This window comes from Streptomyces sp. NPDC017993, assembly GCF_044328065.1.
GTDB lineage: Bacteria > Actinomycetota > Actinomycetes > Streptomycetales > Streptomycetaceae > Streptomyces.
This window is the reverse complement of record NZ_JBIRGO010000028.1, coordinates 13,088-28,547: the sequence shown is the minus strand read 5'-3', so window position 1 is coordinate 28,547 and position 15,460 is coordinate 13,088. Positions and strand designations below refer to the sequence as shown.

General features: G+C 69.6%; 14 protein-coding genes and 1 pseudogene. 10 read left to right on the top strand and 5 right to left on the bottom strand.

The genetic code is table 11. The annotated features are described in order from the left end of the window. The first annotated feature begins 12 nt into the window (after nucleotides 1–12). From ACH4FH_RS34750 to ACH4FH_RS34730, 5 genes are all read left to right on the top strand, one after another. Entirely contained in the window at nucleotides 13–1,347 is a 1,335-nt protein-coding gene (locus ACH4FH_RS34750; protein ID WP_398559947.1) for an ABC transporter substrate-binding protein, read from the top strand. Nucleotides 1,348–1,367: 20 nt separating this feature from the next. Then, nucleotides 1,368–2,786 (top strand): ABC transporter permease subunit, encoded by a 1,419-nt coding sequence (locus tag ACH4FH_RS34745; RefSeq protein WP_398559946.1) that lies wholly within the window; start codon nucleotides 1,368–1,370, stop codon nucleotides 2,784–2,786. Then, nucleotides 2,783–3,739: a carbohydrate ABC transporter permease gene (locus ACH4FH_RS34740; protein ID WP_398559945.1), complete on the top strand. Its 957-nt coding sequence runs from the start codon at nucleotides 2,783–2,785 to the stop codon at nucleotides 3,737–3,739. Before ACH4FH_RS34745 ends, ACH4FH_RS34740 begins: the two co-directional genes overlap by 4 nt. Nucleotides 3,740–5,026: 1,287 nt before the next feature. Further along, on the top strand, nucleotides 5,027–7,540 hold the full coding sequence (locus ACH4FH_RS34735; protein ID WP_398559944.1) for a DEAD/DEAH box helicase: 2,514 nt from the start codon (nucleotides 5,027–5,029) through the stop codon (nucleotides 7,538–7,540). A 52-nt stretch (nucleotides 7,541–7,592) separates the two neighbouring features. Continuing rightward, nucleotides 7,593–8,462, top strand: a complete 870-nt coding sequence (locus ACH4FH_RS34730) for an acyl-CoA thioesterase (RefSeq protein WP_398559943.1) — start codon at nucleotides 7,593–7,595, stop codon at nucleotides 8,460–8,462. Here the strand turns inward: ACH4FH_RS34730 and ACH4FH_RS34725 are convergent. Together ACH4FH_RS34725 and ACH4FH_RS34720 are read right to left on the bottom strand one after the other, a co-directional pair. Then, the gene (locus ACH4FH_RS34725; protein WP_398559942.1) at nucleotides 8,393–9,289 is read right to left on the bottom strand and encodes a DUF6397 family protein; all 897 of its coding nucleotides are present in this window, start codon (nucleotides 9,287–9,289) and stop codon (nucleotides 8,393–8,395) included. The genes ACH4FH_RS34730 and ACH4FH_RS34725 overlap by 70 nt on opposite strands. 80 nt (nucleotides 9,290–9,369) lie before the next feature. Further along, nucleotides 9,370–9,777: a roadblock/LC7 domain-containing protein gene (locus tag ACH4FH_RS34720; RefSeq protein ID WP_398559941.1), complete on the bottom strand. Its 408-nt coding sequence runs from the start codon at nucleotides 9,775–9,777 to the stop codon at nucleotides 9,370–9,372. Nucleotides 9,778–9,942: 165 nt separating this feature from the next. Between ACH4FH_RS34720 and ACH4FH_RS34715 the strand changes: the two genes are divergently transcribed. After that, nucleotides 9,943–10,371, top strand: a complete 429-nt coding sequence (locus ACH4FH_RS34715) for a PPOX class F420-dependent oxidoreductase (RefSeq protein ID WP_398559940.1) — start codon at nucleotides 9,943–9,945, stop codon at nucleotides 10,369–10,371. Between the two features lie 278 nt (nucleotides 10,372–10,649). Then, entirely contained in the window at nucleotides 10,650–11,123 is a 474-nt protein-coding gene (locus ACH4FH_RS34710) for a carboxymuconolactone decarboxylase family protein (protein ID WP_398559939.1), read from the top strand. 274 nt (nucleotides 11,124–11,397) lie between these two features. On the opposite strand, the gene ACH4FH_RS34705 is transcribed toward ACH4FH_RS34710, so the two are convergent. Continuing rightward, entirely contained in the window at nucleotides 11,398–11,556 is a 159-nt protein-coding gene (locus tag ACH4FH_RS34705) for a hypothetical protein (protein WP_398559938.1), read from the bottom strand. 353 nt (nucleotides 11,557–11,909) lie between these two features. Between ACH4FH_RS34705 and ACH4FH_RS34700 the strand changes: the two genes are divergently transcribed. Both ACH4FH_RS34700 and ACH4FH_RS34695 read left to right on the top strand, forming a co-directional pair. Beyond that, nucleotides 11,910–12,407 carry an N-acetyltransferase gene (locus tag ACH4FH_RS34700; RefSeq protein WP_398559937.1) on the top strand — a complete coding sequence of 166 codons (498 nt, stop codon included), beginning with the start codon at nucleotides 11,910–11,912 and terminating at the stop codon, nucleotides 12,405–12,407. Between the two features lie 182 nt (nucleotides 12,408–12,589). Beyond that, nucleotides 12,590–12,825: pseudogene (locus ACH4FH_RS34695) on the top strand (hypothetical protein); the annotation flags it as partial. A 24-nt stretch (nucleotides 12,826–12,849) separates the two neighbouring features. Here ACH4FH_RS34695 and ACH4FH_RS34690 read toward each other — a convergent pair. Beyond that, a complete protein-coding gene (locus ACH4FH_RS34690) occupies nucleotides 12,850–13,464 on the bottom strand; it encodes a GTP-binding protein (RefSeq protein WP_398559936.1) in 615 nt (204 codons plus the stop codon). Between the two features lie 234 nt (nucleotides 13,465–13,698). Next, entirely contained in the window at nucleotides 13,699–14,088 is a 390-nt protein-coding gene (locus ACH4FH_RS34685) for a DUF742 domain-containing protein (RefSeq protein ID WP_398559935.1), read from the bottom strand. A gap of 495 nt (nucleotides 14,089–14,583) precedes the next feature. Between ACH4FH_RS34685 and ACH4FH_RS34680 the strand changes: the two genes are divergently transcribed. Next, nucleotides 14,584–15,189 carry a class I SAM-dependent methyltransferase gene (locus ACH4FH_RS34680; RefSeq protein ID WP_398559934.1) on the top strand — a complete coding sequence of 202 codons (606 nt, stop codon included), beginning with the start codon at nucleotides 14,584–14,586 and terminating at the stop codon, nucleotides 15,187–15,189. Nucleotides 15,190–15,460: the final 271 nt, after the last annotated feature.

Below are 15,460 nucleotides of genomic sequence, written 5' to 3'. Positions count from 1 at the left end.
GGAAACGTCACGATGAGACACCCCGCAGCACGCCACACCCGCACCGCTGTCTCCTGCACCGCCGTCCTCGGCCTGGCGCTCACCGCCACCGCCTGTGGCGGCGGGGTCACCCCCGGAGGCGGCGAACAAAAGCTCAGCGGCCAGACGCTGACCGTCGCCGGCGTCTGGACCGGTGTGGAACAGCAGAGCTTCAAGAAGGTCCTGGACGGCTTCTCCGAGAAGACCGGCGCGAAGATCACCTTCTCCTCCACCGGCGACAACGTCTCCACCGTCGTCGGCAGCCAGATCGAAGGCGGCAACGCCCCCGACGTCGTGATGGTTCCGCAGGTCGGCGTGCTCCGGCAGTTCGCGAAAAAGGGCTGGCTCGCCCCGCTGTCCAAGGAGATCGGCACCACCGCCGGCAAGAACTACGCCCAGGTCTGGAAGGACTACGGCACCGTCGACGACACCTATTACGGCCTGTACTTCAAGGCCTCCCACAAGTCGACGGTCTGGTACAGCCCCGAAGCGTTCACGCAGGCCGGTGTCGGCCCCGCGAAGACGTACAAGGAGTTGCTGTCCTCCGGCCGGACCCTGTCCGACTCGGGCGTACCGGCGTTCTCCGTCGCGGGCGAGGCGGGCTGGCCGCTCACCGACTGGTTCGAGAACGTCTACCTCTCCCAGGCCGGGCCCGAGAACTACGACAAGCTCGCCGACCACAAGATCCCGTGGACGCACCCCACCGTCGTCAAGGCGCTGACCACCCTCGGCCAGCTCTTCAAGGACAAGAACATGGTCGCCGGCGGCGGGGCGGGCGCGCTGCGCACCGACTTCCCCGAGTCCGTCCAGCAGGTCTTCGGTCCGTCGCCCGAGGCGGCGATGGTCTACGAGGGCGACTTCGTCGGCGCACTGGTCACCGACGAACTCCACAAGGAGGTGGGCAAGGACGCCAAGTTCTTCCCCTTCCCCTCGGTCGACGACGGCAAGCCGCCGACGGTCAGCGGCGGTGACGCCGCCGTCGTGCTCAAGGCAGGCAAGAACAAGAAGGCCGCGATGGAGCTGGTGAAGTACCTCGCCACTCCCGAAGCGGCCGGCATATGGGCCCAGTCCGGTGGCTTCATCTCGCCCAACAAGAAGGTGCCCGCGGGCGAGTACCACGACGAGGTGACCCGCAAGGCCGCCAAGTCCCTGACCGACGCCGGCAACTCGGTCCGGTTCGACATGTCCGACCAGGCCCCCGCCGCGTTCGGCGGCACCCAGGGAGCCGGCGAGTGGAAGCTCCTCCAGGACTTCCTGCGCGACCCCTCCGCCCCCGAGGCCACGGCCCGCAAGCTCGAAGCCGCCGCGGTCAAGGCCTACCGGAACTAAGGACCAAGGGGCCCCGATCCATGCCAGTCACCACCTCCGAGGTGCCGCCCGCAGCGACGCGTGGCACCTCGGCTCCCCCGCCGCCCGGCACCCACGGTAAGAACGGCAAGCACGGCAAGGCCGGTACCCCCGGGCGGCGCGCCGTCCGGCGGCGCCGGCGCGTCGCCGGGCTGTTCCTGCTCCCCGCCTTGCTGCTGCTGGGCGCGCTCGTCGCGTACCCCATCGTGTTCTCGGTCATCCGCAGCATGTACGACGCCTCGGGCGACACCTTCGTCGGCGCCGACAACTACACCGAGATGTTCCAGGACCCGGCGACCGTCCGGGCCATCCGCAACAGCGCGATCTGGGTCGTCTTCGCGCCCGCCCTGCTGACCGGGCTGGGCCTGATCCTCGCCGTGCTGACCGAGAAGATTCGCTGGAAGACGGCGTTCAAGCTGCTGATGTTCATGCCCATGGCGATCTCCTTCCTCGCCGCGGGCATCATCTTCCGCCTCGCCTACGAGCAGGACCCCGAACGCGGTGTGCTCAACGCGGTCGTCGTCGGCGTCCACGACAACTTCCACGACGCCCCGTCCTTCCCGACCGCCAAGGCCCGCCTCGGCGACAAGCAGCTCGTCCACGGCGACGACGGCTCCTACCGCACGGCTCGGACCGCCGAACCCGGGCGGACCGTCAATCTCGGCCTGGTCGGCGTCCCGCCCAAGGAGATGCCGGCCGCGGCGAAGCCCGCCGCGCCGGCCGCGAAAACACCGGCCGCTGACGGCGAACTGCGGGGCGTGGTCTACCTCGACTTCACCCCCGGCGGACACGGCAAGCCCGGCAGCGTGGACCCGGGCGAACGCGGGCTGCCGAAGCTGGCCGTCGAGGCCGTCGACTCGCACGGCAAGGTGGTGGCCGGCGCCACCACGGGCCCGGACGGCTCGTACCGCCTGACCGGCCTGAAGGCGGGCTCGTACACCGTCCAACTCCCCGCGAAGGACTTCGCCCCACCGTACGAGGGCGTCTCCTGGCTCGGCCCGGCCCTCATCACACCCGCCATCATCGGCGCCTACCTGTGGATCTGGACCGGCTTCGCGCTCGTCCTCATCGGCGCGGGACTCTCCGCGATGCCACGCGAGGTCCTGGAAGCCGCCCGGATGGACGGCGCGAACGAATGGCAGGTGTTCCGCAGGATCACCGTGCCGCTGCTCGGACCCGTCCTGGGCGTCGTGTTCGTGACGATGGTGATCAACGTGATGAAGGTCTTCGACCTCGTCTACATCATCGCGCCCGGCCCCGTACAGCAGGACGCCAATGTGCTGGCCCTGCAGATGTGGCTGGTCTCCTTCGGCGGCGGCAACAACCAGGGGCTCGGCAGTGCCCTCGGTGTCCTGCTGCTGCTCCTGGTGGTCCCGGCCATGATCCTCAACATCCGACGCTTCCGCAGGAGCCAGTCATGACCACCACCCACGCTGCCACGGCGCCCGACGGAAAGGCGAAGGCCCAACCGGGCACAGCACAGCCGGGAACAGCACAGCCGGGGAAGACACGGCGGGCGAAGACACGGCGGGGGAAGACACAGCCGGCGAAGCGGATCAGCCGCAGCGTGATCCAGGTGTGCCTGCTGATCATCGGCCTCATCTGGCTCGCCCCCGCCGCCGGTCTCTTCGTCTCCTCACTGCGCACCGAGGGGGACAACGCCGGCAGCGGCTGGTGGCACGCGCTCGCCGCCCCCGGCCAGCTGTCGCTCGACAACTATGCGGCGCTGCTGCAGGACTCGGGCATCACCCAGGCGTTCTGGAACACCGTGCTGATCTCGGTGCCCACCACCATCGCCGTCGTGGTGATCGCCGCGCTGGCCGGATACGCCTTCGCCTGGCTGGAGTTCCCCGGCCGGGACTGGATCTTCCTGCTGGTGGTCGCCATGCTGGTGGTGCCGGTCCAGATCGGACTGCTGCCGGTGGCCAAGATGTTCGGCGCGCTCGGCCTGTTCGGCTCCATCCCCGGCGTGGTGCTCTTCCACACCGCCTACGGGCTCCCCTTCGCCATCTTCCTGCTCCGCAACTACTTCGCGGAGATCCCCAAGGAGATGCTGGAAGCCGCCCGCATGGACGGCGGCGGGGAGTGGCGGATCTTCTCCCAGCTCATCCTGCCGCTGGGCCGCCCGGCAATCGCCAGCCTGGCCATCTTCCAGTTCCTCTGGGTCTGGAACGACATGCTCGTCGCCCTGCTCTTCGCCGACAACGAATCGCAGCCGCTGACCGTGGCGCTGCAGTCCCAGATGCGGCAGTTCGGCAGCAACATCGGTGTCCTGGCACCCGGCGCCTTCCTGTCCCTCATCGTTCCCGTCATCGTCTTCTTCGCCTTCCAACGCCACTTCGTCCAGGGCGTCATGGCCGGATCGGTGAAGTAACGGGAAGTCCGGCGAAGTGGCGGGGGAAGGAGCTACGGCGCGAGCCGCGGGCTCCGGATACTGCGCGGGACGGGCGGGGATGCGGCGGGGCAGCGGGAACGCCCGGTGCCCCGCGGGACGGCCGGCGGGACGCCGGGAACGCCCGGTGCCGTGCAGTGCGGGACGGGCGGCGGGAACTTTCGGAGCGCTGTGCGGGACGCCGGGAACGCCCGGTGCCCTGCCGTGCGGGACAGGCAGCGGGAACGTCCGGTGCCGGCGGGATCGGAGCCCAAGGCGTCATAGCCGGGTCGGTTAGTAGCCGGAACGGGGCGCAGCGCGAGTGCGGGCTCGGGACGCGGCCAGGACAGGGACGGGGCAGCGCCGAGGACCTCGTGTTGGCCCCATGATCGCGAGTCGCCCGTGCCGTCGGGGCGGATCATGCTCACGGGCGGGCCGGCACGATTCCGTGTCGGCCCGCCTCCGTTCAGGACGGGCCAACGCGGGGCATCGGCCCCTACGAGGTGGCGTGCGGCCCAGCGAAGTGCGGCTGGTGTGGTGAGGTGACCTGCAGTCCAGTGAGGTGCGGCCCAGTGACCTGCGGTGCGGTGACGTGCGGTGCGGTGCGGTGACGTGCGGCCGGCCGGCCGGGGCAGTGTCGGGGGCGTGGGAGTTGGCCGAGCCGTGTGCCCGTCGTGGCTGGGGAGGCTGGACCGGCTGCGCCGGAGGGGGCCCTCCCCCTCCCCTCCCTCCCCCTCCCCTCCCCGTGATCTTCTTCGTTGTGGGCGGTGATCTCTGCCACGTCTCCTGAGGGTGCGCCCGACCGACCGGCTCCGCGCCCGCCGGGTGGCGCACTCCTCCCCACCTCTCCCTCCTCGATCATCAAGACCGATGTGCGGAGAAGATCAGCGGAACCCCGGAATTGCCCAGGAGGAGGCCGATCATGAGCCCTCCGCACCCCTGATCGGCGTCGCCTGCGGGAACCAGTGATCTGCCACCCGCCCACCGGGCACGTTTCCGCAGGTCAGGCCACTACCACCCGGGCGCTGCCACGCATCGACCCGCACCAGCTCCCTGGCCTCCTCCCTTCCCACCCCTCTCAGCACTCTCCGCGGGCTGTCCCGGAATCGCGGCGGGATCTCTGCGCCAAACACCCGGCCGCTTCCACCATGAATCGACACATATCGGCATCGCTGCAGCTCAGAGGCAGCGAACAGCGATCGTCTCGGGATGGCGGAGCGTCGGGGCCCGGGACCGGGCAATGCCTCGCCGGTTCCCTGATACGGGCCGAAGGCAGGCAGTATGGGGGGTGTGACCCTCATCGATCATTTGCCGAAAGACGCCGACCCCGATGCCCTCTTCGAAGCCTTTTCGAGTTGGGCCGAGCAGCAGGGCATCGCGCTCTACCCTGCCCAGGAGGAGGCGCTGATCGAGGTGGTCTCGGGGGCGAACGTCATCCTGTCCACCCCCACCGGCTCGGGAAAGAGCCTGGTCGCGGCCGGCGCGCACTTCACCGCCCTGGCCCGTGACCAGGTCACGTTCTACACCGCACCCATCAAGGCCCTGGTCTCGGAGAAGTTCTTCGACCTGTGCAAGCTGTTCGGCACCGAGAACGTCGGCATGCTCACCGGTGACGCCTCCGTCAACTCCGACGCACCGGTCATCTGCTGTACGGCCGAGGTTCTTGCCTCCATCGCGCTGCGCGACGGCAAGCACGCCGACATCGGCCAGGTCGTGATGGACGAGTTCCACTTCTATGCCGAGCCGGACCGCGGCTGGGCCTGGCAGATTCCGCTGCTGGAGCTGCCGCAGGCTCAGTTCATCCTGATGTCGGCGACGCTCGGCGACATGTCGCGGTTCGAAGAGGATCTGACCCGCCGCACCGGCAAGCCGACGTCGGTGGTGCGCTCCGCGACGCGGCCCGTTCCACTGTCGTACGAGTACCGCACGACGCCGATGACGGAGACGCTCACCGAACTGCTGGAGACCCACCAGTCCCCGGTGTACATCGTGCACTTCACGCAGGCCGCGGCTGTGGAACGCGCGCAGGCTCTGATGAGCATCAACATGTGTACGCGCGCCGAGAAGGACCAGATCGCGGAGCTCATCGGGAACTTCCGGTTCACCACCAAGTTCGGTAAGAACCTGTCGCGTTACGTCCGTCATGGCATCGGTGTGCACCACGCCGGCATGCTGCCGAAGTACCGCCGGCTGGTGGAGAAGCTGGCGCAAGCGGGCCTGCTGAAGGTCATCTGCGGTACGGACACGCTCGGCGTCGGCGTCAACGTCCCCATCCGCACCGTGCTGTTCACCGCGCTGACGAAGTACGACGGCACCCGGGTGCGGACACTGCGGGCGCGGGAGTTCCACCAGATCGCGGGCCGGGCCGGGCGGGCCGGCTTCGACACCGCGGGCTTCGTCGTCGCGCAGGCGCCCGAGCACGTCGTGGAGAACGAGAAGGCCCTGGCGAAGGCCGGCGACGATCCGAAGAAGCGCCGGAAGGTCGTCCGCAAGAAGGCGCCGGAGGGCTTCGTCAACTGGGGCGAGAACACCTTTGAGAAGCTCATCGCCTCCGACCCGGAGCCGCTGACCTCCCGCTTCCGGGTCACGCACGCCATGCTGCTGTCCGTGATCGCGCGGCCGGGCAATGCCTTCGCGGCGATGCGCCACCTGCTGGAGGACAACCACGAGCCCCGCAAGAACCAGCTGCGTCATATCCGTCGCGCCATCGCGATCTTCCGGTCGCTGCTGGACGGCGGAATCGTGGAGCGGCTGGAGGAGCCCGACGCGGAGGGACGGATCGTCCGGCTGACCGTCGACCTTCAGCAGGACTTCGCGCTGAACCAGCCGCTGTCGACGTTCGCGCTGGCCGCCTTCGATCTGCTCGACCCGGAGTCGCCGTCCTACGCCCTGGACATGGTGTCCGTGGTGGAGTCGACGCTGGACGATCCGCGGCAGATCCTCGCCGCACAACAGAACAAGGCCCGGGGCGAGGCGATCGCCCAGATGAAGGCCGACGGCGTGGAGTATGAGGACCGCATGGAGCGGCTCATGGACGTCGAATACCCCAAGCCGCTGGACGAACTGCTCTCCCACGCCTACAACCTGTACCGCAAGAGTCACCCGTGGGTCGGCGACCATCCGCTGTCGCCGAAGTCGGTCATCCGCGATATGTACGAACGCGCCATGACCTTCACGGAGTTCACCTCCTTCTACGAGCTGGCCCGCACCGAGGGCATCGTGCTGCGCTACCTGGCGAGCGCCTTCAAGGCGCTGGACCACACCGTGCCGGACGATCTGAAGTCCGAGGACTTCCAGGACATCATCGCCTGGCTCGGCGAGATGGTGCGGCAGGTGGACTCCAGCCTGTTGGACGAGTGGGAACAGCTCGCCAATCCGGAGGTGGAGACGGCGGAGCAGGCCGCGGAGCGGGCGGACCAGGTGCGGCCGGTCACCTCGAACGCGCGGGCGTTCCGGGTGCTGGTGCGCAATGCGATGTTCCGTCGGGTGGAGCTGGCGGCGTTGGACAAGGTCGAGGAGCTCGGCGAGCTGGATGCCGAGTCCGGCTGGGACGTCGACGCGTGGGGCGACGCCATGGATGCCTACTGGGACGAATACGACGAGCTGGGCACCGGTCCGGACGCGCGCGGCCCGAAGCTTCTGCAGATCGAGGAGGATGCCGAACACGGGCTGTGGAAGGTGCGGCAGACTTTCGCCGACCCGAACGGTGATCACGACTGGGGCATCTCCGCCGAGGTGGACCTGGCGGCCTCTGACGAGGAGGGGCGTGCGGTGGTGCGCGTCACCGACGTGGGTCAGCTGTGAGCGGACGGCTTCGCCCGAGGCCGTCGACGACTGTGACGGAGGGCCACCGGTCATGACCAATCCGGCCGAGAAGCTGGTCGATCTGCTGGACCTGGAGCAGATCGAGGTGAACATCTTCCGGGGCCGCAGCCCGCAGGAGTCCCTGCAGCGGGTCTTCGGCGGCCAGGTCGCGGGCCAGGCGTTGGTGGCGGCCGGGCGGACCACGGAAGGCGACCGCCCGGTGCACTCGCTGCACGCGTACTTTCTGCGGCCGGGGCGGCCCGGGGTGCCGATTGTGTACCAGGTGGAGCGGGTGCGTGACGGGCGGTCGTTCACCACCCGCCGCGTCGTCGCGGTCCAGCAGGGTCGCACGATCTTCAATCTCACCGCTTCCTTTCACAAGCCGGAGCCCGGCTTCGATCATCAGTTGCCGATGCGCCGGGCGGTGCCCGACCCGGAGGATCTGCCGACGGTCGTGGACGAGGTCAGCGCGCACCTGGGCGGTCTGCCCGAGGCGTTGGAGCGGATGGCGCGCCGGCAGCCCTTCGACATTCGTTACGTGGACCGGCTGCGCTGGACGCCGGACGAGATCGAGGCCGCGGAGCCGAGGAGTGCGGTGTGGATGCGAGCGGTGGGACCGCTGGGTGACGATCCGCTCGTCCACACCTGCGCGCTCACCTACGCCAGCGATATGACGCTGCTGGACGCGGTCCGCATCCCGATCGAGCCGCTCTGGGGTCCGCGCGGCTTCGACATGGCCTCGCTCGACCATGCGATGTGGTTCCACCGGCCGTTCCGCGCGGACGAGTGGTTCCTCTACGACCAGGAGTCGCCGATCGCCACCGGCGGTCGGGGTCTGGCCCGCGGCCGGATCTACGACCGTGCCGGCAGGCTGCTGGTCTCGGTCGTCCAGGAAGGGCTGTTCAGGAAGCTCGGCGGCTGACCCCTGCGGGCTCCGGCCGTCATCGCGGCCGGCGTCCTGACGCGGCCCGGTTCGTCGCGGCGAGCCGCTTCCAAGGCCCGGGAGAGGTTGACGCGGTACCACATCACTTCGTCGAATTCCTCGGCCGTCAGGACCTGCGCGAACGCTTCCCGGGCGGCGGCCGTCGCGGTGATGACCGAGGCGAAGGCGGGCCGGAGTCGGCGCAGGAGGGACCGCTCCAGGGGGTCCTCGGCCACGGAGGCCAGCTCCTCCGGCGGCAGCACGGCGGCGATGATCGCGGCGGACTCCCAGGGGTCGTCGGTCTCCCCCATGAGCTGGGCGACCCTGCGGCTGCGCCACTGCCGCGCCCGCCAGTCCTGTCCCCCGTCGAGCATCACCCGCATCGCGGCGGGGGTGTTGCCGCGCATCAGCTCGGGTTCGCGGTCGGCGAAGGCCGCGACCTCGGCGGCGAGGTAGAGCCAGACCACCGCGCCGAAGCGGTTCACGTAGAACCGGACGGGGCCGAAGCAGCCGGCTCGGGTAAGGCGCAGGAACCGGCCGGGGCCGATGCCCATCAGCTCGGCGGCCTCGGTCGTGCCGACCGTGCGGACGCGTTCGCGGAGCGCGTCGGGAAAGCCTGGCTCGGCCTGCAGCCGAGCGATCTCCTCCGCCGGGACCCGGCGCCTGGCGAGCGGGCCGGGGCTTCCCGGCCGGCCGTCCTGGCCGGCCGGGATCGTCCGTACTTCCCCGAGCTGTGCGGCCAGCTCGAACTCGCCGGTCCGCAACTCCAGTTCACGAGCGGCGCGCCCCATCGCGAGCGCCTGCTGCCCGTCGCACATCACTGTCATGTCTGTTCCCCCGCACCATCGGTCGATCACTGACAGTGACGACTGTAGCCGGGGGTCGTGACAGGGCGTCAACCCTCGCCTCAGACCTGTGGATAACTCTCCGGCTGCCGGACCGCGACCCCCAGATGCTCACCGACGCGATTGACCAGCAGCGTCATCTCGTAGGCGATCTGCCCGACGTCACCGTCCGCACCGGCCAGCACACACAGGCAACTGCCGTCCCCCGCCGCCGTCACGAACAGGATGCCGTCGTCGAACTCGATCATGGTCTGGCGCACCTGCCCGACCCTGAAGTGGAGCCCTGACCCCTTCGCGAGGCTGTGCAGTCCCGAGGCGACCGCCGCGAGATGTTCTGCGTCCGCCCGCTCCAGTCCCTCACTCACGCCGGTGACCAGCCCGTCGTTGGAGAGCACCAGCGCGTGCCGTACCTGCTCCACCCGTTTGGTCAGATCGTCCAGCAGCCAGTCGAGTCCGCTGCTCAATGCCATGCCGCATCCTCCCCGTATCCCCGTCCGCGCACTTGGCCGGTCGGCAGCCCGCAGTCCGTCCGCGTCTGCCGTGCCAGCCTGTCCCACCTCCGCCGCATCGGCAAGCGGCCCCACAGCCCGGCGTGCCACGGCCGTTCGATCGCGCCTGACGGAGAGGATGGCGGCATGGCACAAAAAATGACCAAGGCCGAGTGGCACGCGTTCGTCTCCGAAGGCACCCGTACCGGCAAGGTGTCGACCGTACAGGCCGACGGCAGCCCGCACATCGCGCCCGTGTGGTTCGTGATGGACGGCGACGAGCTGGTGTTCAACACCGGGAAGGAGACCGTCAAGGGCCGCAATCTCGCACGCGACCACAGAGTCGCTGTCTGCGTCGACGACGAACGGCCGCCGTTCTCCTTCGTGGTGCTGCACGGCAGGGCGGAGATCAGCGAGGACCCCACAGCCCTGCGCCATTGGGCGACCCGGATCGCGGCCCGCTACATGGGCGAGGAGCGCGCGGAGGAGTTCGGGGCCCGCAACGGCGTGCCGGGAGAACTGGTGGTGCGCGTCCGCATCGACAAGGCCGTCGCGGTGGCGAACCTCGCGGGCTGACGAGCGCGTTGCGCGCGGCATTCGGCCCGCGCGGCACATTGCGCCGGCGTCCCCGGCGTCTCCCCGGCGCCCTGCCCCGGGCGTAGGTCACCGGGCGTAGGTCACCGGGCGGGCCAAAGGCGCGCGGGGCGGCGGCTCGGCAGCGGTTCTGAACCTCGTCGTCGGTGGCCGCTCCCGCAGCGCGGGCAGGGGGAGACGCACGTCACTTTCACCCATGTCACAACGCGCCGCACCACTCCGTCATATCGGTGTACGCATCGACGACGGAGGAGTTCACCATGGGTGCCCGTTTGAACATGTTCGGCAGCCCGACCGCAGGCAAGGTCTGGAAGCACATCGTCGCCGCGAACAAAGCGCTCGCCGACTCGTCGCTGCCTGCCACGACGCAGGAGCTGGTGAAGATCCGCGCCAGTCAGATCAACGGGTGCGGTGGCTGCCTCGACATGCATACCAAGGACGCCTCTGCCGCCGGGGAGACCTCGCAACGGCTCAACCTGGTCGCGGCCTGGCGAGAGGCCACGGTCTTCACCGAGGCCGAGCGCGCCGCCCTGGAGCTGACGGAGCAGGGCACCCGTATCGCCGACGCGGCCGGTGGCGTCACGGACGAGGCGTGGGCGAACGCCGCCAAGCACTACGACGACGAACAACTCGCCGCCCTGGTATCCCAGATCGCCCTCATCAACGCCTTCAACCGCGGGAACGTCATCATCCAGCAGCCCGCCGGCGACTACCGGCCCGGCCAGTTCGCTTAACCAGGAGCACCTGGCTCTGGGGGCTGGAGGCCATCCCGGCTCCAGCCCCCCAGGCACCTCATGAGACACAACAGGAGTGCGGCGACCGGGCTTCAGTCATGCTCTCCACCGAGCGCACCCGAAGCGTTCAGGGACAGTAGGCACCGCGCCCTGCCCCTGTCGCAGCGAGGTCTTGTTCCTGCAGTTCGGGTCGTACGTCCATCACGATCAGTGCAAGCCGAACGCCATCGCCGATTCCTGCGTCTGCTTCGGGCCACCCGTGCCGGTTGAGTGGTTACCAGAGCTCGGGGAGAGTAACGCCGTTGTGGGTGATGGTCTGCTCAATCGTGCCGCTGCTGAACTGGTCGATGTCGTCCGCTGCGGCCATGCTTGCGCTACCGAGTACGGCGGTGGCAGCCAGTGCGACGGCGGCGATGAGGGTTCGGATACGCATGCTGGGCTCCTGTGTTCGGGGGACGCAAAGGTCCGTGATCAGCAGAAGGCATGCGCAGGGGCGCTCTGCGTTATTCCACATCGGCCGAGTGCCACCCGATCGATGGACTTGACGCGGCCTCCTGGCGCATTCTCCCGACCGCCAACTACGCCTATCAGCACATGATCCACGCGTAGCGCGCCAGGTCCTGTCCGCCGGATCACTCGGTCCGGAGTTGGTCCAGAGGAAGCGTGCTGCGATGTACCGGGCGGCGTCGTGGATGCGGGCGGTCCTGTCGAAGTCCGGTGGTCGTCCGTCGTGGCGCCCGCGCCGCCTGGATCATCCCGCGACGACCGGTTGTAGCCTCGGCCCTTATGAGTTGGCTGCCTGACGGCTTCGTCCACCCCGTCCACGTGCCCGTGCCCGACACCGCGCTTCACCTGCGGCCGATCCGGGAGTCGGACACCGCGATCGACTACCCCGCCGTGATGGGCTCCCGCGAGCGCTTGTGGGAGATCTTCGGCCCGGCCTGGGCCTGGCCCAAGGAGACGATGACCTATGAAGAGGACCGCATCGACTTGCTGCGGCACGAGAGGGAGATAGCCGCGCACCAATCATTCAACTACGCGCTGCTGGACGAGGAGGAGACAGCGATCCTCGGCTGCGTCTACATCGACCCGCCCGAGCGCACCGGCTCCGACGGAGAGGTCTCCTGGTGGGTGGTGGACGACCTGGTCGGCGGCGAGGTGGAGCGCGCGCTCGACGCCGTGGTGCCGCAGTGGATCGCCGCAGACTGGCCCTTCCAGCAGCCCCGTTATCTGGGCCGCGACATTACCTGGCAGGACTGGCTCGCGCTGCCGCGCGCCTCGTGACACGTCCGAGTCGGTGCCTGGATCATGTCTTCGAAGATCGTCTGATCGCCTGATCGCCTGCGTGGATGAGTCGTTGACGGATGCCCGGTGTGCGTGGATCGGGCCGTTGGTCCCTGTCCGGTCGCCGCGTCGATCACCTGCCGTTGGCGCGATCACCGGCCGGTGATCGACGCGATCGCCGGCTTGAGTGGGTGTGGGCCGTGGACTCCACAATCGTTCGCGCTCACCAGCACGCCGCCGGGCCGTAAAAACCCCGCACTTCCCGCTGTTGATGGACGCCCTACGGGTGCCGTGCCCGGTCGGACGGACGCGCACCAGGCCCAAGGCGGTGCTCGCGGACAAGGCGTATTCGTGCAGGGCCATACGCACGCACCTGCTCCGCCTGAGCATCCGCGCGATCACCCCACAGGGGGCCGACACCAAGTGATCGAACAGACCGGCTCTAGCCGACCGAGTCCAGCATGCGGGCGGTGTGCCGTCGTCCGGCATGCTCGACCAGACGGATCAGCACCTCCTTGCCCGAGTCGCGGTCGCGCGCGTCGCAGAGCACCACCGGGGTGCCGCGGTCGAGGTCCAGGGCGCGGGCGACCTCATCGGCGCCGTAGGACCGCGATTCCGCGAAGCAGTTGACGGCCACCAGGAACGGGATCGCGCGCCGCTCGAAGTAGTCCACCGCCGGGAAGCAGTCCTCCAGCCGCCGGGTGTCGGCCAGCACCACGGCTCCGAGCGCGCCCTCCGAAAGGTCGTCCCACAGGAACCAGAAACGGTCCTGCCCGGGTGTGCCGAACAGGTAGAGGGAGAGCCCCTCCCTGATCGTGATGCGCCCGAAGTCCATCGCCACCGTGGTGCTGATCTTGTGGTGCACGGCCCCGGTGTCGTCCACCGTCTCGCCCGCTTCGCTGAGCTGTTCCTCGGTGCGCAGGGGGCGGATCTCGCTGACCGAACCCACCAGGGTTGTCTTGCCCACCCCGAAGCCGCCCGCGACTAAGATTTTCAGCGCCAGATCGGGGTCAGGGTCCTCGGTCGCGCCCTCCGGGGCCCCTTGTGCGGCAGTCATCAGCCGTCTCCTCCAGGATGCAGATCCCGTACGTCACGGGTGCGGTCGGATCCGTGGCTCGGCGAGAGGAGCCCCCGCGGCAGAGCGCCGTCCGGAATCCATGGCGAGGACCGTACCTCCCGCTGATCGCGATGTCCTTGAATTCGGGAAAGCCGCGAGGCTTGGATCAAAGATCCCCACGGGCCCTTGTTGTCAGGGTAGTTGGCGCCGTCGACCGTGATCGTCGGGCGGTGGTCACAGGGAGCGGAGGCCATGGATCACCTCGCGCAGAAACCATTCACCGGAGAGCTGGGCCGGTGGTACCGGAAGCCTCACCCGGACCTGGCCGCTGCACAGCAGATCGCCGAGCAGCACCCGCACCACCGTGACCGGCAGTTCGGCGGCCGCTGCGAGTTCGGCGACCGACCGGGTTCCGGCCCGGCACAGTGCGAGCAAGGTGCGGTGTTCCGGGCCGAGTTCGCACTCGTCGGCCGACGACTCCTCCGGCGCCGGGGGCCTCGCCGAGACCAGCGCGATGACGTCCAACCGGGCCGCCGGATCCGGGCCGGTGTGCCCGCCGATCGCCGCGTAGGGGCGGACGACCGGTCCGGCCTCCCCGTCGTACCACCGTCTGTCCTGAGCCATGCGTGGCCCGCCCCCATCCCCCACCCGCCTGTGCGCTGTTCACCGTCCTCCGGGAAGGGCGGGCGGCGCGGTCCTCGTGGTCGGGGACGCTAGTGACAGTGGGCCGCGGCATCCGCACACAGACCGGAAGACTCGAGTATTTGGCGTGGCTACGCTCTCGAACGATCACGTCGTGACCGAACATGTTCGCCACAGGGTGCTCCGCACATCCGCGCCCCCCTCGCCCGCTCCCCTCGCCCGCTCCCCCGCTCGCCACGCACCCGCCCATCGCCCCTCAGCCGCCGGCCCCATCAGCACGGCTCCCGAGACCAAGGCCCTGGGAGATCATGAGCGCGTGGCATGACGCAGGGGGCGTGCGCGCGTCGCCCCGCGCTCAACCGGGCCGACGGGGCAACGGCGGCCCGCCACCGCCCCTGGCACCGTGCCCGCGTTACGCGACCATGTCCCCCCTACCGACCCCCGCCCCCCGCACGCGCCCCGCCCTGAAGGAGTCCGATGACCGACCACGCCGACCCGCACGACGTCCGCGCGTTCTTCGCCGCCCGCGCCGCGGACTGGGACGACCGGTTTCCCGACGACGCGCCCGCCTACGCCGCCGCCATCGCCGAAGTCGGCCTGCACAGCGGCGACCGGGTGCTGGACGCCGGGTGCGGCACGGGGCGCGCGCTGCCCGCCCTGAGGGAGGCAGTGGGCTCGCGCGGGACGGTACTGGGCGCGGACCTCACCCCCGAGATGCTTCGGGCCGCAGTCGGCGCCGGTCGCGACCGCAGCGCGGGGCTGGTGCTCGCGGACGTGACCCGGCTGCCGCTTCGCGACGCCTGCCTGGACGCCGTCTTCGGCGCCGGGCTGATCTCCCACCTGCCGGACGCCGCCGACGGCCTCACGGAACTGGCCAGGACCGTACGCCCCGGTGGCCGGCTGGCCCTCTTCCACCCCGTGGGCCGCGCGGCCCTCGCAGCCCGCAAGGGCCGCGCCCTGACTCCTGACGACCTCCGGGCGGAGCCGAACCTGCGGCCGCTGCTCGCCGGCAGCGGATGGGACCTCGTCCGGTACGTGGACGAGGACTCCCGCTATCTCGCGCTGGCGGTCCGCAGGGGGTGACCCGCCGCTGCCAGGTCCCCCGGGTGTGGTCAAGCCCGCTCGCAGAGCCCGGCGCGACACTCCCCCGGCTGCTGTTGAGGGGTACTCCACGCGGCCTTGTCGAACCATCGGCCTCGTCGAACCATCGGCCTCGTCGAACCATCGGCCTTGCCGGGCTGGCCGCGTAGACCCACAGCGGGGACGGCGCTCCGCCTTGCGCCCCAAATTCCGGGGCGGGCAATGCCCCAAAGACTGTTGCCCAGGCCGTGGTCTACGAGCGCACGTTTGCGGG

Bases quoted from the DNA above. Each gene is read 5' to 3' on its own strand.
- ACH4FH_RS34720 (WP_398559941.1), bottom strand. From the start codon at position 9,777: ATGGCATTGAGCAGCGGACTCGACTGGCTGCTGGACGATCTGACCAAA.
- ACH4FH_RS34730 (WP_398559943.1), top strand. From the start codon at position 7,593: ATGACCAATCCGGCCGAGAAGCTGGTCGATCTGCTGGACCTGGAGCAG.
- ACH4FH_RS34745 (WP_398559946.1), top strand. From the start codon at position 1,368: ATGCCAGTCACCACCTCCGAGGTGCCGCCCGCAGCGACGCGTGGCACC.
- ACH4FH_RS34685 (WP_398559935.1), bottom strand. From the start codon at position 14,088: ATGGCTCAGGACAGACGGTGGTACGACGGGGAGGCCGGACCGGTCGTC.
- ACH4FH_RS34690 (WP_398559936.1), bottom strand. From the start codon at position 13,464: ATGACTGCCGCACAAGGGGCCCCGGAGGGCGCGACCGAGGACCCTGAC.
- ACH4FH_RS34740 (WP_398559945.1), top strand. From the start codon at position 2,783: ATGACCACCACCCACGCTGCCACGGCGCCCGACGGAAAGGCGAAGGCC.
- ACH4FH_RS34710 (WP_398559939.1), top strand. From the start codon at position 10,650: ATGGGTGCCCGTTTGAACATGTTCGGCAGCCCGACCGCAGGCAAGGTC.
- ACH4FH_RS34705 (WP_398559938.1), bottom strand. From the start codon at position 11,556: ATGCGTATCCGAACCCTCATCGCCGCCGTCGCACTGGCTGCCACCGCC.
- ACH4FH_RS34700 (WP_398559937.1), top strand. From the start codon at position 11,910: ATGAGTTGGCTGCCTGACGGCTTCGTCCACCCCGTCCACGTGCCCGTG.
- ACH4FH_RS34725 (WP_398559942.1), bottom strand. From the start codon at position 9,289: ATGACAGTGATGTGCGACGGGCAGCAGGCGCTCGCGATGGGGCGCGCC.
- ACH4FH_RS34750 (WP_398559947.1), top strand. From the start codon at position 13: ATGAGACACCCCGCAGCACGCCACACCCGCACCGCTGTCTCCTGCACC.
- ACH4FH_RS34680 (WP_398559934.1), top strand. From the start codon at position 14,584: ATGACCGACCACGCCGACCCGCACGACGTCCGCGCGTTCTTCGCCGCC.
- ACH4FH_RS34715 (WP_398559940.1), top strand. From the start codon at position 9,943: ATGGCACAAAAAATGACCAAGGCCGAGTGGCACGCGTTCGTCTCCGAA.